Annotated in this window: 18 protein-coding genes and 1 pseudogene; 18 read left to right on the forward strand and 1 reads right to left on the reverse strand. The window is 69.2% G+C overall.

Annotated features, from left to right (window positions below):
* Window positions 1-39: 39 nt before the first annotated feature.
* The 13 genes and pseudogenes from ACLJOU_RS33945 to ACLJOU_RS34005 all read left to right on the forward strand — a co-directional run.
* Window positions 40-453, forward strand: a pseudogene (locus tag ACLJOU_RS33945) (bifunctional DNA primase/polymerase); the annotation flags it as partial.
* Between the two features lie 179 nt (window positions 454-632).
* Window positions 633-905 (forward strand): hypothetical protein, encoded by a 273-nt coding sequence (locus ACLJOU_RS33950; protein WP_410573341.1) that lies wholly within the window; start codon window positions 633-635, stop codon window positions 903-905.
* Between the two features lie 14 nt (window positions 906-919).
* Entirely contained in the window at window positions 920-1,639 is a 720-nt protein-coding gene (locus tag ACLJOU_RS33955; protein ID WP_410573342.1) for a hypothetical protein, read from the forward strand.
* A 190-nt stretch (window positions 1,640-1,829) separates the two neighbouring features.
* Window positions 1,830-2,435 (forward strand): hypothetical protein, encoded by a 606-nt coding sequence (locus ACLJOU_RS33960; protein WP_410573343.1) that lies wholly within the window; start codon window positions 1,830-1,832, stop codon window positions 2,433-2,435.
* A gap of 12 nt (window positions 2,436-2,447) precedes the next feature.
* The gene (locus tag ACLJOU_RS33965; RefSeq protein WP_410573344.1) at window positions 2,448-2,834 is read left to right on the forward strand and encodes a hypothetical protein; all 387 of its coding nucleotides are present in this window, start codon (window positions 2,448-2,450) and stop codon (window positions 2,832-2,834) included.
* A 19-nt stretch (window positions 2,835-2,853) separates the two neighbouring features.
* Window positions 2,854-3,456 (forward strand): hypothetical protein, encoded by a 603-nt coding sequence (locus ACLJOU_RS33970; RefSeq protein ID WP_410573345.1) that lies wholly within the window; start codon window positions 2,854-2,856, stop codon window positions 3,454-3,456.
* Window positions 3,449-3,694, forward strand: a complete 246-nt coding sequence (locus tag ACLJOU_RS33975) for a hypothetical protein (RefSeq protein ID WP_410573346.1) — start codon at window positions 3,449-3,451, stop codon at window positions 3,692-3,694. The genes ACLJOU_RS33970 and ACLJOU_RS33975 overlap by 8 nt, the downstream gene beginning before the upstream one ends.
* A 166-nt stretch (window positions 3,695-3,860) precedes the next feature.
* Window positions 3,861-4,277, forward strand: a complete 417-nt coding sequence (locus ACLJOU_RS33980; RefSeq protein ID WP_410573347.1) for a hypothetical protein — start codon at window positions 3,861-3,863, stop codon at window positions 4,275-4,277.
* Window positions 4,270-4,707 (forward strand): hypothetical protein, encoded by a 438-nt coding sequence (locus tag ACLJOU_RS33985; RefSeq protein ID WP_410573348.1) that lies wholly within the window; start codon window positions 4,270-4,272, stop codon window positions 4,705-4,707. Before ACLJOU_RS33980 ends, ACLJOU_RS33985 begins: the two co-directional genes overlap by 8 nt.
* Window positions 4,708-4,720: 13 nt before the next feature.
* The gene (locus ACLJOU_RS33990; protein ID WP_410573349.1) at window positions 4,721-5,908 is read left to right on the forward strand and encodes a DUF4192 domain-containing protein; all 1,188 of its coding nucleotides are present in this window, start codon (window positions 4,721-4,723) and stop codon (window positions 5,906-5,908) included.
* A gap of 137 nt (window positions 5,909-6,045) precedes the next feature.
* Window positions 6,046-7,089 (forward strand): DUF4192 domain-containing protein, encoded by a 1,044-nt coding sequence (locus ACLJOU_RS33995; RefSeq protein WP_410573350.1) that lies wholly within the window; start codon window positions 6,046-6,048, stop codon window positions 7,087-7,089.
* 400 nt (window positions 7,090-7,489) lie between these two features.
* Window positions 7,490-8,002, forward strand: a complete 513-nt coding sequence (locus ACLJOU_RS34000; protein ID WP_410573351.1) for a single-stranded DNA-binding protein — start codon at window positions 7,490-7,492, stop codon at window positions 8,000-8,002.
* Window positions 8,003-8,259: 257 nt separating this feature from the next.
* Window positions 8,260-8,718 (forward strand): hypothetical protein, encoded by a 459-nt coding sequence (locus ACLJOU_RS34005; RefSeq protein WP_410573352.1) that lies wholly within the window; start codon window positions 8,260-8,262, stop codon window positions 8,716-8,718.
* Between the two features lie 83 nt (window positions 8,719-8,801).
* Here the strand turns inward: ACLJOU_RS34005 and ACLJOU_RS34010 are convergent, their stop codons facing one another.
* Window positions 8,802-9,416, reverse strand: coding sequence for a hypothetical protein (locus tag ACLJOU_RS34010; RefSeq protein ID WP_410573353.1), 615 nt, complete (start codon window positions 9,414-9,416; stop codon window positions 8,802-8,804).
* 806 nt (window positions 9,417-10,222) lie between these two features.
* Here ACLJOU_RS34010 and ACLJOU_RS34015 point away from each other — a divergent pair.
* The 5 genes from ACLJOU_RS34015 (at window position 10,223) to ACLJOU_RS34035 (ending at window position 15,394) form a co-directional block, all read left to right on the forward strand.
* Entirely contained in the window at window positions 10,223-11,563 is a 1,341-nt protein-coding gene (locus tag ACLJOU_RS34015; RefSeq protein WP_410573354.1) for a hypothetical protein, read from the forward strand.
* A 67-nt stretch (window positions 11,564-11,630) separates the two neighbouring features.
* Window positions 11,631-11,852 (forward strand): hypothetical protein, encoded by a 222-nt coding sequence (locus ACLJOU_RS34020; protein WP_103355925.1) that lies wholly within the window; start codon window positions 11,631-11,633, stop codon window positions 11,850-11,852.
* Window positions 11,853-12,405: 553 nt separating this feature from the next.
* Window positions 12,406-13,539: a tyrosine-type recombinase/integrase gene (locus ACLJOU_RS34025; protein WP_410573355.1), complete on the forward strand. Its 1,134-nt coding sequence runs from the start codon at window positions 12,406-12,408 to the stop codon at window positions 13,537-13,539.
* A complete protein-coding gene (locus ACLJOU_RS34030) occupies window positions 13,536-13,877 on the forward strand; it encodes a helix-turn-helix domain-containing protein (protein WP_410573356.1) in 342 nt (113 codons plus the stop codon). Before ACLJOU_RS34025 ends, ACLJOU_RS34030 begins: the two co-directional genes overlap by 4 nt.
* A 227-nt stretch (window positions 13,878-14,104) precedes the next feature.
* A complete protein-coding gene (locus ACLJOU_RS34035; RefSeq protein WP_410573357.1) occupies window positions 14,105-15,394 on the forward strand; it encodes a hypothetical protein in 1,290 nt (429 codons plus the stop codon).
* Window positions 15,395-15,396 lie beyond the last annotated feature (2 nt).

The following is a 15,396-nucleotide window of genomic DNA, read 5'->3' on the forward strand; positions in this document are numbered from 1 at the left end:
CGAGGATGGCCCGTCTTCCCCCTCCACCCCAACTCAAAAATGCCAGCGATCAAACAGTGGCAAAAGCGCGCCACCACCGACGAAACCCAGATTCGCCAGTGGTGGCCCCGCTACTCCAGGAAAAACGTCGGCATCGCCTGCGGACCAGCAGGTCTGCTCGTGCTCGACCTCGACGCCGCCCACGGACCCATCCCCATCCACAGGGCCCGCCGCGGCATCACCCACGGCCGCGACGTCCTCGCCCTGCTCGCCCAGCAGGCCGGCGAACCCGACCCGGTGGACACGTTCACCGTCACGACCCCCCGCGGCGGCGAACACAGATATTTCGCTCGGCCGCCCGGATCGCGGCTGCGCAGCACCGTCGGCGCCCGCGGCCGCGGGCTCGGCTGGCACGTCGACACCCGCGGCCCCGGAGCGCTCGTCGCCGCCCCGGGCTCCCTCGCCGTCGTCCACGGCGTGCCGGTGCCCTACACCGTCACCTGGGATCTCCCGGTCGCGGTCCTGCCCGGCTGGCTCGTCTGCGCCCTCACCCCACCACCGGCACCCCCGCCGGCCGCCCATCCGCCACCACCGCCGCTGCCGGCGACCAGCCGCCGGGTCACCGCCTACGTCCAGGCCGCCGTCACCGCCGAGTGCCACAACGTCGCCACCGCCACCAAAGGTCACCGCCACATCACCCTCTACGCCGCCGCCGCGGCCTCGGCGAACTGCACGGCAACGGCTGGATCAGCGCCGCCGCGATCACCCACCACCTCACCAACGCCGCCCGCCACCACCTCGGCGTCGCCGACTTCGACTCCCGCGAACTGGCCACCACCATCCGCGACGGCATCGCCGCCGGCCGCGAAAACCCCCGCATCCTCACCGACCGCCCGGCACCCCGACCGCAGCTCGCCATCCGCTGAGAAGGAGACCCGCCATGCCCGAAACCGCGTCATCGGATCCCGCCGCCACCCCCGGCACCCCGGAGCTGGTCTGGCTCTGGCAACGGCAACCGGACAGCACCGACCTGGAAAAGGCCCTCATCCCCGCCCACCTGATTCCCGCGGGCTGGCTGCCGATGCTCCAGCACCGCTACACCGAAGGCGACCGCATCGACTTCACCTGGGACGGGGTGCAACAGCCGGGCACGGTCGTACAGGACCAGGGCATGTGCGTAGCCATCGCCGGCGAACGCCCCGGCTCAGGGTTCACCATCCACAAGACCGACGTCCGCCCACACGACGCCGAACCCACCGCACCGGCCGACCCGGTCATCTTCTCGGCGATCGCACCGCATCCCAACCCTGTCATCCGCCGGGAAGGCCACACCGCGATCGCGTACTGGAACCTCGGCCGGTCGGCCGGCGACAGCTGGCTGCCCTGGGCGCGCCTGCGCATTGCCTTCCAGGCCGACATCGGGTTCGCCGCCACGCTGTCCAGTGTCGAAGAACGCGACCAGGCCGGCGAGCACCGCGAGCGCCAGCGGCCTCTCGACCCGGTCGTGGTCCACCACCACCCGGCGCGCCGTCCCAGCCATCACTCCGTCCGCAGCTGCCTGCGCGACGCCATCGACATCGTCATCTCCGCGGCCGGGCAACGCCAACCGGTGGTGTGCGCCCACTTCGTCCCGACGCTGGCCGCCGTACAGGAGAAGTAGCAGGCAGTCGACTGGGTCCGGGACGCCGCGCGGCGCACCGGGTCACCAGAAAAGCACGGCGCGGCCCGGACCTTGCCAGAGTGCCGATCCACCGTCCGCCGGTCCTCGCCCGGGCCGCGCCGTGCATGCGAGGCCCCGTTCACCACCGGCGGCCCCGTCCGCCGGTGACCGACCGTTCACGGAGGTGCACATGACGGAGCCGACGATCCACGTTCCCGAGGGATACCGCCACACCCACCTGCGCGGGCTGTGGGCTCTCGCCAGCTGCCGCGACTGCGGCGGCACCGGCGAATTCCTGGTCAGCGATCGCGACGACCCCATCGAGCCGTCGGATGGCGACGAGCCCGAACCGTGGTACCCGCAGCCCTGCGACTGTCTCTGGGCACCGCCGCCGCACGAGCTACGCGCGTTCGACGCCGCCCAGACCCGCCTGTGGCGTCACCGCGAGCGAATGCGCGAGGTCTTCGACGCGATCGGCCCGCGCCAAGTCGGCGGCACCTACTGGGACGGGTACTGGCATCGCCGGTACCTCGTCGAGACCGCCACCATCCGATTCCGCAACGGCGACCTGACGGACCCGGACTGGTCGATCACGATCCGCTGGGACAACTCGCAGCGCAACACCCACGGCACTGCGTGGAATCCGCGCTACGACAGCACATCCCCACCAGCGGGATCCCCCGGTGCGGCTTCCGCACCGCCGGAACTGCGCTACTCCGCCGCGATTTCCTGCCGGTGGTGCCGTTCTCGGTTCGCGCTCGTCCGCGCCGCCCACCACGCGTTCTGCGCCCACTGAAAGGAAACCCCGATGTCCGCACCCTTCCTGCCCGGCGTTCTCGGCCGCGCCGCCGGGCCCGCTTCCTCCCGCCGGCCCGCAGACACCACAGCTGACGGCGGACTTGGTGTCCTGCGCCGCCGCGACGAACCGGTCCACTGGCACGGACGCGACGAGACGACCCGCGAGTACGTCCACCCGGGCCGCACCGTCATCGAAGTGCCGAACCGGCCCTGGCCGATCGGGCGCCCGGAGGACTGCGACGACCAGACCTCCACCGGGCTCTGGTTCGACGCCACCGGCACCCCACAGCCCGACCTGACGACCGCACGGCGTCCGAGGGTGTCGTACTGCTGTGCCGCCGATGCGGCCTGGACTGCACCTGACAACCCGCGAACGAACTCCGTTACGTCCACTTGAGACACAGGCAGGTGACCCGATGCCCGACGACAGCCCGCCGCACGGCCTCCCCGCCGACATTGTCCGCGTCGACGAAGGACTGGTGTGCGGTGACGAGCAGCCCTACTTCCCCGCGCAACTCGGCGAACCGCAGTTCGCAGCCCACGACGCACACTGCCGCCACTACTACACCTTGCTGCCGCGGTTTCGTCGAGTCGTCACCGAGTGGATCGCCATCACCGTCGAAGCCACCTCCGACCATCTGCGCTTCCGCTGGGACGGCAACGACCTGATCGTCACCGACGACGACGCACTCCATGACGCCACCGATCCGACAAGCGGTCCCGCCCGCGAGCGCCTCCGCCCCGATGCTGACGGCCGGTACGCCTTCCCGACCTGGGAGTGGAACATACCCGACGTTGCCCTCGATTCCCTCGACGAGGACACCTGCGCGGCGTTGGCCCTCCTGACACACGACGCTCCGCAGCCAGTCGACGCCCTGATCCGCTACGTGACCAAGAACGCCCACCCCGCACCCGATCCGCAGACGCTACGGATCATCCGCCATCGCCATCGGACCACCGCGAATCCGCCCACCGCATCAGTCCGCGACACAGAATCCGAGGAGACTCACGATGAGTAGCGACTACGCCGGGATCCCCGCAGGATGCGACGTCACGCTGGCACGCCCGGGCGACGAGGCCGGCGTCCAACTGCTCGCCGACGGCGACTTCGCCCTCGTCCTGACCGATGCCTGGAACGACATGGTGGTCACCGTTGAGGGCACCCGGGCCGAACTGCTCGACTTCGTGCGGCGGACCCAGCAGGTGCTGGAAGAAGAGGGGGACCTCATCTTCCAGCCGCCGGCCGACTGGCCGTAGCCGCGATCAGGCACGCCGGCCGGTGCGGACGACCGCCGCCAGCACAGCACACCCGGGCCCTCGGGCGCCGGCTCCCGCGCCGCGTCACGCGAGCTGACAGGCGCCCGAGGATCCCGGGTGTGCTCCGGGAGGTCGGGTTCACCCGCACCTGACCCGGAGGCACGCCATGACCGCGACCACCGCCCAGAGCGCACCGTACGACTACACCGAATCCGCCTACGCCCGGGCGTGCCGGTTGATCGAAACCGAACTCGGCGGCCGCCGGCTCGCGCCGGAACCCCGAACCTGGCTCGACGACCTCGCCCGCACCCGGCGGCACAAGACCGCGTTCATCACCGCAGTCTGGAACACTTGCTTCCCCTCCGGTGTCGTGGAAGCCTGCCGGGTTGTCGAAGCCGTCTACCCCTACCTCGATGCCGACGGGCTCTGCACCGACGCCGCGCTCACCGCCGCCTGGAACATCCTCGAACCCGACGCCGGCACTTGGCCCGAGCAGCTGCAGGACGAGCGACGCCGCTTCACCGACAAGTGCGTAACCCGCGCGGTCGCCGAGGCGAACTCGGCGGTGGCCGACCATGCCTGAGAACCGATTGTGGCTCACCGCCTACGACTGGAGCCGCTCCTACGTGCTGCCCGAGTCGGTCGCCTGCAACATCCCTCACCGCGGCAGCCTCCTCGACTACGGCGCCTGGAACCTCGCGCGCGGTGTGCTCGTTGAGCTGTGCCGCGCGCTGCCCGCAACGCCGGTCTCGCTGCTCTACGACGAGCCCGTACAGCGCCGCAACCGCATGCGCGTCGCGATCCGGATCACCGCGCACGCCCGGCGTGCCGACGGGCAGGACGTGCGCGTGATCTACCGCAGCGAACGCACCGACGCCGAGCCATGGCTGGAGTTCTGGAGCGTCGCGGTCAACGGATTCATCCCCGCCTCCGGCCGGGACGTCCGACGGCCGTCACCGCCGTGGATCGCCCACATCGCCGCGCAAACGCTGCGCGCCGAACTCGGCCGGTGACCTCCGGCCTCAAGTGATCCGCGCCCTTGTTCCTCTCCGGAACGGGCGCTCGCACAACATCCGCCGTCGATTCACCAGCGACGTCGCCGACCTGCCAACGGCCGACCGCGCCGCCGCCACGTCCCTCCCACCCGCACCGTTCGTCCACTGTTCGCAGCGAGGTTTCCTGATGCCCGAACCGATTTTCCTGACCGACGAGAATCTCCTGGCCGCCATTCCCGCCCTGATCGGCTTCGTCCCCACCGACTCCCTCGTGATCGTCGTCGCAGTCGTGCATGCCGACGGCACTGTCCGCCTGGGTCGAATCACCCGATTCGACCTCGACCCGGCCATGCGGCTGCCCCGCGTGATCGTCGCGGACCTCAACCGCGCGCTGGGCGACCAGCCGGTCCAGCGCCTCATCGGCGCGGTCGTCCACGACGCCAGCGACACGACCGACCTGCCCTACCGATCTCAGCTTCACCAACTCGTTCACCAGCTGCACGAATCCGGTTTCACCAACACCGAGTTTGTACACGTGCCAGCCTTCACCGCTGGCGCTCCCTGGTCGTGCTACGACGTCGCCGACCACACCGACACCCTGCCCGACCCCGCCATCTCCCCGCTCACCGCCGAACGCGTACTCCAAGGCAACCGCGTCTACGGCAACCGCGACGCCTTCCTCGCCCAATTCGTTCCCACGCCCGCCGACGTCCGCGACAGCATCGCCACTCTGGCCGACCCGATCGCCGAGGACGTCCAGGCCGAGGAACTCGCCGGTGACTTCCCGCGGCTGCGACGGCGCCTGCAGCTGATCGACGATGCGGTCACCGCCGCCACCCACGGCCGGCTCCCCACCGACCAGCACGAGATCGCCGAGCTGATCGCTGCCCTGTCCAGCTTTCTCCTGCGCGACATCCACCTCATCCAGGACACCGAACAGCGATGCGGGGCGGCCCAGTCGCTGTGGCTGCACCTGTGGCGACACGCCTCCGACCGATACGCGCCCACGATGACCGCTCTGACCGCCGTCACCGCATTCCTGCGCAAGGACGGCAGCGTCGCCGGGCTCATCATCCAGCGCGGTCCGCGCCCCACGAAGCTCACCGGGCTGGTACACCGCTGGATGCGCGAGAGCGTCGACCTCGCCGCTATGCACACCGACATCGCGGACGTCGCACAGCAGCTGCGAGCAACTCTGACCACTTCAACCGAGAGCTGACACCTCTCCTCACCGTCGACGGATTCATCCCGACTTCCCGCCACGCGGCCCCTGCGCGCCGAACTCGGCCGCTGGTCTCCCCGGCCCGGTCCTCACCGACAGTCCGTGCTCGCTCTTCCCCGAAAGGACGATCGTCGATGCCGCTCACTCCCGCCAGCACCAGCGTCGTAGTCGCCAGCATCCCGGCGCTGCTCGGCTTCACTCCGGAGGACTCCCTGGTGCTGATCGCCACGCTCACAAAGGACCCCGGCTCGGCCAGCAGCGGCCCGCTCGCCCGAATCGACCTCGCCCACCTCGCCCACGATCCGGAAGGCTGCGCGCGGCACTTCAAGCGGCAGTGCGCCGATCTGCCCGTCCTCTGCGTGACCGGTGTCGTCGTCCGCAGCGTCGACGACGACACCGCCGGCGACGACGCGCTGCCGCTGCGCGCCGACGTCGACAACGTTATCGCGCGGCTGGCAAACCACGGATTCGCCGACGTCGACATCGTGCACGTGCCGGACATCACCGAAGGCGCGCGCTGGCGCTCCTACCACGACACCAACCGCACCGGCGTCCTGCCCGAGCCCGCAACCACCACCGCCGCAGCCGCCGCCGTGGCCGCCGGACACACCATCGCCACCAGCCGGGAAGACCTCGCGGCGCGATTCACCCCAGCCCCCAAGGCCCTCCGCACACGGCTGCACCCCCACATCGCCCACGCCGCCGAATCCGCCGCCATCGACGAATCCTGGCACCTGGCCGCGCACGTCCGGTTGAATCGCGCCGACGCCGCGATCCGCGCCGCCGCCCACGGCAAGCTGCCCACCGACGAGGCCGACATCATCGATCTCGTCGCGACCTTCGCCGTGCCCGCGTTCCGCGACGCCCTGCTCGCCCTACCCAGCCACACGGCGCGCCTGGCCGCCGAGAACCTAGTCCTGCACCTGTGGCGCCACAGCTGCGATCCCATCGCCGGCCAGCTCGCCACCGTCATCGCGATGTACGCCTACCTCCGTGGCGACGGAACCGTCGCGCGGATCGCGCTCGAGCACGCCGACCCCGAACAGCCCTTGGCGGGCCTGCTCTCGACCGTCCTCGCCCACGCAATCGCGCCGTCGAAGGTCCAGCACGTATTCCAGAAAGCCAGCGCCGATGCTCGCCGCACGCTGCTGAGCGAGCCCGCGACCGACCAGTCGTGACGCCCACCTCTGGTCGCTGTTCGCTCCGAGCGGCCGTGCCGTCAGTGCGAGGGCATCGGCCGGCAGTCACCGGCCCACCACACGGTGCGGAGTCGTCGTGGGTGGTGGCGTGACGGTGAGCCGGTGTCACCGGCGGTGGCCTCGCCCGGCTCGCCGGGTCGTGGATCGCCCGAAGGTAAGCACACCCCGGCCGGGGGCAGTGCGTCCCCGAAGCCCGGCCCGATCCGCCCGGGTGAACCAGCCCCCTCACCCAGACGATCTCCGATGCCGGTCGCGCGCAGGCTGGTTCACGCGCGGGCGGATGAGCCGGGCCGGGGACGTCGCCTGACGGCGACCCCCGGCCGCCGCGTGCTCAGGCTGCGCCGCGTTCCACACCCCAACGAGCACCAGGGAGACCACCATGGCCGGCGACACCACCATCACCATCATCGGCAACCTCACCGCCGACCCCGAACTCCGCTTCACCGAGGCCGGAACCCCGGTCGCGAACTTCACCGTCGCCTCCACCCCACGCATCTTCAACCGCGCCACCAGCGAATGGGAGGACAGCGAGGCACTGTTCATGCGCTGCACCATCTGGCAGCAGGCCGCCGAGAACGTCGCCGAGTCCCTGACCCGCGGCGCCCGCGTCGTCGTCCAGGGCCGCCTCAAGCAGCGCTCATTCCAGACCAAGGAAGGCGACAAGCGCACCGTGCTGGAGCTGACCGTCGACGAGATCGGCCCGTCGCTGCGCTACGCCACCACCACGGTCACCAAGAACGCGAAGAACGCCACCGCGAAGGCCAACTCGGACCGCGGCACCAGCACCCACACCGGCGCGGCCCCGGCCGACGACCCGTGGGGCCCGACCGCCGAGCGCGACATGGTCGGCGCGACCGCCGGCGGCGGGTTCAGCGACGAGCCGCCGTTCTGATGAGAGCCGGTGTCCGGCCGGACTTCCCCTCCGGCCGGGCACCACCACCCGGAAGGCCGGGGCCAGCCTGACGGCTGGCCCCGGCCTTTCCCATGCCACACCACCGCGCCCCGGAGGTCACTATGCCCGCCGCCCACAACACGACGTCCACCCGATCCGATGCGCCGACGAACAGCCGTGTCGCACCCGAGCGCCTACTCCGCGCCCTGGCCCGGAAATCACCCTTTAGGGTAGGAGAATCGTCCTACGCTCGGAACATGAGCAATCGTTACGGCGTCACGATCCCCGGGCTCGTCCTCGCCGGAGGCACCGGCTTCTACCTCGGCATCCAGCCCTTCGGCTACATCGGACTCCTCGTCACGCCCTTCACCGACCCCGCCGGCCTGCTCGCCCTCCCCGGCGCCGTCCTCTTCGGTGCACTCCTTGGGTGCGTCGTCGCCTACCTCAGCCGCAACCGCATCAAACCGAACCTCGCCCACCGCTACCGCCGCGGCGCCATCCTCGGCGCACTCACCCTGCCCGGCTACCTGTTCATCGGGCACTTCCCCGGCGCTGAGGAAGGCGGCACCGCCAGCCAGTGGGCGTTCGGGATCGCGTTCTGCTGCGGCATCGCCGCGATCATCGTCTACTACCAGCGCCGCAAGCGCGCCACCTTGGCCCGCCGAGCCCGGCGTCTCGCCCAGCAGCAGGCCGACCATCAGACCGCGCCGCGCTAACCGCGCCGACACCACGAGAAGAGGGGCGGTGGCACCTGACGGTGCCACCGCCCCTCTTCTCGTGCCCGGCGTGCCCAGCCAAATCAGTCTGCCGGAACATCCACCCCTGAATCTCGTTCGGACGGCTCGACCTGCTCGCCCGTGGGCGCCTCGACAGCCCGCTCATCATCCGAGGTTGCCGCGTCCACTTCCTCAGCGTGCGTGGACTCCGCGTCACTCCGCTGGCCGCCGACCTCCGACGCTGCCGCAGCATTACGCGACAACGCGGTAACCGCCTTCGCCGAGATCCCCAGCAGCGCCGCCGTCTCCGCCGCGCCGACATCCGCCGCGCGGATCTCCGCGACCGAGGTCGCCATCACCGCGCGCCACTCGCCGATCTCCATCTCCGCATCCGCGCGGACCTGCTCGGCCAACCGCTCAAACTCCGCGACCTTCGCCGCGCGCTGCCGGTCCAGCTCGGCCAGCTTCCGCTCCAGCTGCGCCCCCAGCGCGCCGATGCGGTCCTCACGCCGGCGCTCCACCGCCTCGATCGCCGTCACCGCCTCCGCGAACGGGCCCAGCGCCGCATCAACGCGCCGCTCGTTCTCGCGCTCGCGCTCCAGCTGCTCGGCGCGGCGGCGCCGCGCCGACTCCAGCCGCGCCAACGCCGCCGACGACCGACGTTTCCGCCTCGTCGTCCTACTTTGACGTTCAACCATGACGCACCTCCCGCGCGGGGAGGGCTGCGGTTCTACCGCCCAGCCTACCCGCCACAGCGATGCCATCGCGCGGGTTCGGCAGCGCAGCGCTCACGCCGCCAACGAGCCGATCGACGACATCGGCGGCGTTCACGACGACAGCCGGCGAGCGAGCAGAAGGGCGCGGTACCGCCGCAGCAGCCCCGAAGGGCCACGCCACCGCAGTGGCAAGCCGCAAAACTCGCGGCGGCCCGCTGACGCTCCGACTCAGGGACAAGCAAGCCCGCGGAACGCTACGACGAGCATACCCGCAGGCCACCACACCCGTGGCCGGCCACAGGGGGAACCGTTTCCGCTGGTCAGCCGCCTAGGTCCAGAGCACCGGCAGGACGCACCCGTGAGATGAATCGGTTGCGTCCGCGGGTGGTGGGTGGCCCCGAAATTGTATCGGTCGTCCCCCCAAATACAAGGGCACCCCAAAATATTTTTGACCGAAAAGCGTGGCCAAAAATATTTCGAGGCCCCACCCTTGCATTTGGGGCCCCTACTCCCTAGGTCAGGCATTAAGGGCAGGCCGGGGGCCTGCCCCGGTTGCTTCGGGGCCACCCACCACCCACTCAGCACATGGTCACCCCCACTTCGCCGACCAGCAGCACCACGGCGCCATGCAACCGCCGTCAGCACCCGCGTGACCACCCGAACACGAGCCGGACACCAAATCAAACAACGGACACCAAATAGTCCCACTGATTGTCTGAAATAGTCACATGAAAACCCTATTTCGAGTGGAATAGACGACAGCCGAGCGGTAATATTGACATCGCAAGGTGATCGGGACCGCAAACCCGAGAACCAAACTCATTCAACAAGCAAGGACAATTACTATGGTTGCGACCATTCACCGTAAGCACCTCCCCAGCATCACCCGCGCCGTGCAGGCGTTGCAGGCACAGCCCCCGCGCGTCCGGACCGCCCTCACCGAACTACGGGCCGCCTTCACCAACAGCGGCGAGAACCCGCCCGCGATCCTCGCCGCGTGCGCCACCCTGCTCAACACCGACGCCGCGATCAACGGTGACATCCTCGCCGCCGTGCGCACCGCTCACACCGAGTGGGACAGCTACGGCGAGACCGAACGCGAGCTGATCAACCTGTGCGTCTACAGCAGCGAGACCCGCCGGGCCGTCGCCGTGACCGAGGTCAACGACGTGACGGTGATGCTGCGCGAGGCCCCGCCGCGTATCGCCGACGCGCTCAACGGGTTGCGGTGGCTCAACGCCGCTACCGGCGGCAGCCAGCAGCACGCGTTCACCACGTGCGCCACGCTGCTCAAGAACCCCAGCGCCACGCACCCCGCCATCGTCGAAGCTATCCAGACCGCTCACACTCTCTGGCCCGGCCTCTCCGATGACCTGCGCACGCTCGTCCTGACGTGCGTGTACGCCAGCAAGGCCCGCGCCGAGCACGCGCGCGCCCGCACCGCCGCCCGCCAGCAGACCACCGAAACCACCTCCGGTGACATCCACCGGTGCGGCAACTGTGACGGCAATCTCGCCGGACTCCCCGAGATGCGGTACTGCTCCGATGCCTGCCGCCGGGAAGCCGAGTCCGCGCAGCGCCCCGTGCCCGGCGAGCACACCGTCACCGGAGAACCGGCCGAGCCTGCCGCAGCGGCCGAAGGCACCGCGCCGGTGACCACGCCCGCCGCCGAGCAGAAGCCGAAGACCAAGGCCACGAGCAGGGCGAAGGCCGGGCACGAGCCGATCGAAAAGAAGGCGGACGGCCGTTACGTCGTCGGCGAGGTGGAAGCCCAGTATGACGAGCAGTGGCGGCAGATTCAGCAGGCGATCCCGACCGCCGGTTTCGTCCGCAAGGACGAGCGCGCGGTGGACCTCTACGAGCAGGAGCGGCGGCGTCACGCCGACCTGGACGACAGCAGCGACGCCGCAACCGACCTGACCGGCTACGCCCTGTCCGACGAGGATTACGAGCGGCTTGCCTTGCTCCCGGTCGCGCCGGGCGGATTGTGCGTGGCGTGCAACCTCGAACGCACCCCCGCCGAACAGCGCACTCCGGGCACGGATGGGCGGTGCGAGGTGTGCCGGGACCGGGACATGCCGCCGCTCGTCACGTTCGCCCCGTCGCGCGAACTCGCCGCCGTCGCCTGACCACCCGCCACACGCGGGGGCACCTGGGACCGGGTGCCCCCGCCCCCTCAAACCAGGAGCCGCCACCGTGCGTACCTTCGCCGACATTCTCGCCGACATCGACCGCGAGTTAGCCGCCGCCGACATGATCCCGACCGACGAACCCGCCGCCGTCGCCGCGTTCCTGCGCGCGCTACTCGCGCGCGACACCAGGCCGCTCACGACCGCGAAGGGCGACACGGCCGAAGTCGTGCCTGCCGCCGCCATCCGCCGCGAGCTGGACAACCTCACGCAGTACGGCCAGCCCTAACGACCGTCCGCACACGACAGCGGCCGCCGATCTTACGATCGGCGGCCGCTTTGCTATGTCGGCACAGCCCGGGGACCGCGCAGGCGCCGGCAGACGGCGCCGGGGGCGCCTTAGTGCAGGCGTCGGCGCTCGATCCGAAAATCGGTCACCACCACCACGCCTCACCAACCCCACCCGCCTACCGCACCCCGCCCACCACCACACCCCACCCCGCACCTTCCCCACCGCCCACTCACCCCGCCGACCACGCCACCGCCCCCACCTCACCCAACCAACCCCTTACCACGCACACAGCACGTCTTGCAGACGTTCTGAATCAGGGTGCTATTGCATTCAATGCGAACTGCACACGCTGCGCGTTGTGCCGTTGACCTCGGGAAACGTCCAGCGAGGTGGAGCACCATGGCGTGGCTCCCGGTAGACGCTAGCCGAGTTGGACGGAACCGGCCAGCGCGGCCAGCGGACTCCTTCACCGGCTGCACCCGCCACTGGCACTATCGCATCCAGTGCGACATACTCGCATCAGATGCGAGTACGGATCGGAGCGATAAGCATGCGTAAACCGCCTTCGCCGGCTGGTTCGGCCGGCTTACATCTGGTCGCCGAGGTGCCGTTGCTGCACCCCGAGGAGCAGATGGTCGATGCCATGCTCGACGGCTGGCGCAACCAGCAGCTGGCTCGCAATCTGGCACCGACCACAGTCGACGGACAGATCCAGCGGGTGCGCCGCTTCTACGAGCAGGTCGACCAGTACCCGTGGCTGTGGACTTTGCAGCTGGTGGATGAGTGGTTCGCCGACAAACGAGCGGTCGAGCATCGCGCGACAAGCACGATCCGCGGCTACCAAAGTTCGCTGCGCGGGTTCTGCAACTTCATCTCCTCCCCGGACTACGGGCGGGCCCAGGAATGCGAACAACGGTTCGGTACACATCCGGTACAGGTCATCACCGAAGCGAACTCGGCGACGCACACCGAGGAGTCGGAGACCAATCCGCGCAAGCGGGCGTTCACCAGGACCGAGCTGCAGATGCTGTTCGACTACGGCGACGACGAGGTCGCGCGAAAGCGGGCGCAGGGCCGCAAGGGCTGGATTTCGGCCTTCCGCGACGTGACGATGTTCAAGGTCGACTACGGCTTCGGGCTGCGCCGCAACGAGTTGCGGATGCTCGACGTGGCGGACTTCAGTTCCAACCCTGAGGCGCCAGAGTTCGGCGACTTCGGCGTCTGCCAGGTTCGGTATGGCAAGGCGCGCAAGGGTGCACCACCGAAGCGGCGCAGCGTGTTGTGCGTATGGCCGTGGGTATCCGAGATTCTCGAACAGTGGTTCACCGAGATACGGCCGCTGTTCGGCATCGACCGAAGCCCTGCAGTGTGGCCGTCTGAGCGCCAAGCACGAGTCTGCGCCTGGCAGACCCATCATCGCTTCGCGACCTACCGGCAAGAACTGGGACTACCACCGGAGCTGGATCTTCATTCGTTGCGCCGCTCCTACATCACGCACCTGATTGAAGACGGCTTCGACGCACGGTTCGTCCAAGATCAGGTCGGTCACGACTATGCCAGTACAACATCGATCTACACCTGCGTGTCCTCGGACTACCGCATCCGCACCCTGCGCCGAGCGCTCGACACCACGCTTGCCGATGCCTTACGCGACCCCGATGACCGAGGAGAGGCACGTCGATGATGGCCCCCAAACGTTCCGTCGGCTACACCTGGCGGCTGCGGGAGGTGATGGCTCAGCACGGGATGTTCCAGACCACGGACTTGGTGGAGCCGCTGCGCGAACGCGATATCGACCTCTCCCCCTCGCAGGTGCATCGGCTGGTCACCGGCGTCCCGGAGCGACTGTCGCTGCACGTCCTTGCCGCGTTGTGCGACATCTTCGGCACAGATCCGGGCGAGTTGATCGACACGACCGCAGAGAACGTCGGTGTCCGCAGCGCTGCGGCTGGTGACCGTCCGGCGCCCGCTGACATCGCCGGGTTGCGACCGAAACGCGCCCGGATCACTCCCGCTGAATGAGCGCACGCAGTCACGAACGGCCGTTGGTGTGCGCACGCTGCCGGCGTCCGGTCTGCTCCGACAAGGCCAAGCTAGACGGTGATGACCGGCTCCGTGTCCGTCAATGGAACTGGCCAGGAGGACCCGTATGTGTGGCCTGTTTCCAGCAGGCTGTCAACACTCGAGGGACGTGCGCTGGCTGTGGTGTTCTTCGGCTGTTGCCGGGGCTGTCGTCTACGAACGACGCCTTGTGCACCGACTGCGCCGGCGGTCTCGGCGACTTCACGTGCGCACGCTGCGGTCAGGAAGAGCCGCCTTATCGAGTCGGCGCGTGCGCGCGCTGTGTTCTCACCGACCGCCTGGCCGAGCTGCTGGGCGAAGGCAGCGGTCACGTGCGCACCGAACTACAGCCGCTGTTCGATCTGATCCGAGGTATGGACTGGCCCAACAGCCGTCTTACGTGGCTGCGTCGCCAGGCGCCCGCACGCATCCTGACCGCGCTCGCTCGCGGCGACGCACCGCTCACTCACGAGGGACTGGGCCGGCTTCAGCCGTGGCGGTCAGCGATCTACGTTCGCGACCTGCTCGTCACATGTGGGACTTTGCCGCCCATCGACCGCTTCCTACTGCTGTTCGAGCAGTGGGTTCCCGGTTGGCTGACCTCCGTGGAGGACGTCGGCCACCGGGCTTTGCTGACTCGCTACACCACCTGGCATGTACTGCGACGCCTGCGCCAAGGCCTGCCGGTCAGCTCCTACCGGGCCAACATGGCCCGCTACCGGCTGCGGGCCGCGGCACGATTCCTGTCTTATCTGGCAGAGCGAGGCCGCCAGATAGGACAGAGCACGCAAGCCGACATCGACCAGTGGTTCGCGCGTCAACCCCAGAACCTCCGCCGAGCCACAACCGAGTTCCTGCAATGGTCTCAACGGCAACGCGAACTTCCCCGGCTGCACGTGCCTACCGGATCATCACGGCGCACCACTGTCCGACTGGGACAACACGAGCGCGTCGCGTTTGTCCGGCGCGTCCTCACCGACACAAGCATCCCGCTCACCGACCGAGTCTTGGCACTGCTGATCCTTCTCTACGCTCAGCCACTCACCCGCATCGCGGCCCTCACCCTCGACGACGTCCTCTCCGAGGACGATCAGGTGTTCATCCAGTTGGGTAGTCCTGCGACACCGGTGCCTGAACCGTTCGCCGGCCTGCTCGTCGAGTACGTGAAGACACGCCGCAACCTGAACACCGCGGCCAATGCCCGCAACCGGTATCTCTTTCCAGGCCGCCGCGCGGGGCAGGCGCTCCACACGACATCGATGCGCTTACGCATGCGCAACCTCGGTCTGCCCGGGGTTGACGGACGCACTGCAGCCATCCGGCACCTCCTTCGGCAAGCACCGGCGTCGGTCGTCGCCGACATGCTGGGATACAGCGTCACCTCCGCCACGCAGATCGCCGCCGAAGCCGGCGCGCCCTGGCAACGCTATCCCGCAGGCGCCCGGGCGGCCCGCCGCGCTCCCCGCCTCACCAAGTAATA

The organism is Amycolatopsis sp. cmx-4-61 (assembly GCF_046548775.1).
Classification (GTDB): Bacteria; Actinomycetota; Actinomycetes; order Mycobacteriales; family Pseudonocardiaceae; genus Amycolatopsis.

Bases quoted from the DNA above. Each gene is read 5' to 3' on its own strand.
- ACLJOU_RS33960 (WP_410573343.1), top strand. From the start codon at position 1,830: ATGACGGAGCCGACGATCCACGTTCCCGAGGGATACCGCCACACCCAC.
- ACLJOU_RS33975 (WP_410573346.1), top strand. From the start codon at position 3,449: ATGAGTAGCGACTACGCCGGGATCCCCGCAGGATGCGACGTCACGCTG.
- ACLJOU_RS33985 (WP_410573348.1), top strand. From the start codon at position 4,270: ATGCCTGAGAACCGATTGTGGCTCACCGCCTACGACTGGAGCCGCTCC.
- ACLJOU_RS33965 (WP_410573344.1), top strand. From the start codon at position 2,448: ATGTCCGCACCCTTCCTGCCCGGCGTTCTCGGCCGCGCCGCCGGGCCC.
- ACLJOU_RS34000 (WP_410573351.1), top strand. From the start codon at position 7,490: ATGGCCGGCGACACCACCATCACCATCATCGGCAACCTCACCGCCGAC.
- ACLJOU_RS34010 (WP_410573353.1), bottom strand. From the start codon at position 9,416: ATGGTTGAACGTCAAAGTAGGACGACGAGGCGGAAACGTCGGTCGTCG.
- ACLJOU_RS34025 (WP_410573355.1), top strand. From the start codon at position 12,406: ATGCGTAAACCGCCTTCGCCGGCTGGTTCGGCCGGCTTACATCTGGTC.
- ACLJOU_RS33970 (WP_410573345.1), top strand. From the start codon at position 2,854: ATGCCCGACGACAGCCCGCCGCACGGCCTCCCCGCCGACATTGTCCGC.
- ACLJOU_RS34005 (WP_410573352.1), top strand. From the start codon at position 8,260: ATGAGCAATCGTTACGGCGTCACGATCCCCGGGCTCGTCCTCGCCGGA.
- ACLJOU_RS33980 (WP_410573347.1), top strand. From the start codon at position 3,861: ATGACCGCGACCACCGCCCAGAGCGCACCGTACGACTACACCGAATCC.
- ACLJOU_RS33955 (WP_410573342.1), top strand. From the start codon at position 920: ATGCCCGAAACCGCGTCATCGGATCCCGCCGCCACCCCCGGCACCCCG.
- ACLJOU_RS33995 (WP_410573350.1), top strand. From the start codon at position 6,046: ATGCCGCTCACTCCCGCCAGCACCAGCGTCGTAGTCGCCAGCATCCCG.
- ACLJOU_RS34030 (WP_410573356.1), top strand. From the start codon at position 13,536: ATGATGGCCCCCAAACGTTCCGTCGGCTACACCTGGCGGCTGCGGGAG.